We start from the raw sequence: 1,986 nt of genomic DNA, 5'->3' as shown, positions 1-1,986 counted from the left end.
CAGCCAGACGGTCGTCCTGCAGGTTCCTCCCGGGCTGGGGCTGGATCGTCTGACCTCGGCGGTGCGGGTGGTGCTGGATCACCATGACGTGCTGCGGTTGCGGGTGTCTGCGGAGGGGGGGTACGAGGTCGCTCCGCGGGGGGCGGTGGTGGCGGGCGGGTGTGTGCGCCGGGTGGAGGTGTCGGGGGATCTGGCGGCCGCGGTGGCCGAGGAGGCGGTCGTCTCGCGGTCGGGGTTGGATCCGGTGGCCGGGCAGTTGGTCCGGGTGGCGTGGTTGGACGCCGGGGTGGAGGTGTCGGGCCGGTTGGTGGTGACGGTGCATCATCTGGCGGTGGACGGGGTGTCCTGGCGCATCCTGCTGCCGGACCTGTTCACCGCCTGGCACGCGACCGGTCAGGAAACGGCCCCGCAGGCGGCGGCTCACGAAGGGGTCGCCCAACGATCGGCTCCGCGAAAGACGACGGCTCACGAAGGGCTCCTTCAGGGAGCGGTCGCTCAGCCGACCGTCCCGGTGCTGGAGCCGGTGCCCACCTCCTTCCGTACCTGGGCACACCGCCTGCACGACGAGGCTCCCAACAGGGTCGGCGAACTCGACCACTGGGCCGAGATCCTCGACGGTCCTGATCCGCGTATCGGGCGCAGGCCCCTCGATCCGCGCCTCGACACCGCCGCGACGTTGCGCAGTCTCCGCCGTACCCTGCCTCCGGAGAAGGCCGAACCTCTGCTGGCGGCCGTCCCCGCAGCGTTCCACGGCCGGGTCAACGACGTGCTGCTCGCCGGGCTGGCCCTGGCCGTGACCCACTGGCGCAGGAGGCGCGGCGCCCGGGGCACCTCCGTCCTGCTCGACCTGGAGGGGCACGGCCGTGCGGAGATCTTCCCCGACGTCGACCTGTCCAGGACCGTGGGCTGGTTCACCACCATCCACCCCGTCAGGCTCGACCCGGGTCTGACCGGCTGGTCCGACGAGCGGGCCGCGGCTCAGGCGATCAAAAAGGTCAAGGAGCAGCTCAGGGCGCTGCCCGACCCGCTGGGTTACGGGATGCTCCGCCATCTCGCGCCGGAGACCGCGCAGAAGCTCGCCGAGCTCCCCCGCCCGCAGATCGTGTTCAACTACCTCGGCCGGGTCGCGGTCACCGGAGGCGACTGGAACCTGGTTCCCACCGAGATCGGCGGCTACGACCCCGGGATGCCGGTGGCCCATGTCCTGGAGGTCAACGTGACCACGCACGACCGGCCGGACGGCCCTCACCTGGAGGCCGTCTGGTCCTGGCCCGAGGGGGTGCTCGACGAGGCGGAGGTCGCCGAGCTGGCCGAGACCTGGTTCGAGGCGCTCGCCGGGCTGGCCGAGCACGGCGCGGGAGGACACACACCGAGCGACCTCCTGGTCGACCTGGACCAGGAGGAGATCGACCGTATCCAAGCCGCGTGGGAGAAGCGTTGACGCAGGTCCAGGACATCCTCCCGCTTTCGCCGCTGCAGCAGGGCCTGTTCTTCCACGCCCTCCACGACGAGCACGACCTCTACACCGCGCAGGTCACCCTCGACCTGGACGGCCCGCTGGACGTCCCCGCGCTCCGTGCCGCCGCCGCCAGGCTGCTCGAACGCCACTCCAACCTGCGCGCCGCCTTCTGGCACGAGGACCTCAGCCGGCCCGTCCAGGTCATTCCGGACAGTGTCGAACCGTCCTGGCGGGAGGTCGAGGGGGCAGATCCGGCCGCGGTGGCCGCGGAGGAGAGGGCGCGCCCGTTCGACCTGGCGGTGCCGCCGCTCATCCGCTTCGTTCTCGTACGACCGGAGCCCGGCAGGCACCGGCTGGTCATCACCAACCATCACATCCTGCTCGACGGATGGTCCACCCCGCTGCTTGTCGCCGAACTGCTGGCGCTCTATCTCGGTGTGGAGGCTCCGCCCGCGCCGCCGTACAAGAACTATCTGGCCTGGCTGTCCCGCCAGGACCGCGCCGCCGCGAAGGATGCCTGGGACCGG

The 1,986-nt window shown here is 71.5% G+C and carries 2 protein-coding genes; both read left to right on the top strand.

All coding sequences use genetic code 11. The features are described 5' to 3' along the window. The coding region (locus ABZ260_RS50520) for a condensation domain-containing protein (RefSeq protein WP_355632964.1) at window positions 1-1,441 on the top strand (1,441 nt) is incomplete at its 5' end. Next, on the top strand, window positions 1,438-1,986 hold a 549-nt coding region (locus tag ABZ260_RS50515; RefSeq protein ID WP_355632961.1), incomplete at its 3' end, for a condensation domain-containing protein. The genes ABZ260_RS50520 and ABZ260_RS50515, both read left to right, overlap by 4 nt.

Source organism: Streptosporangium sp. NPDC006013, assembly GCF_040614275.1.
Lineage (GTDB): Bacteria > Actinomycetota > Actinomycetes > Streptosporangiales > Streptosporangiaceae > Streptosporangium.
Note: the sequence above shows the minus strand (reverse complement) of the source record. Positions and strands in the feature narration are given on the sequence as shown.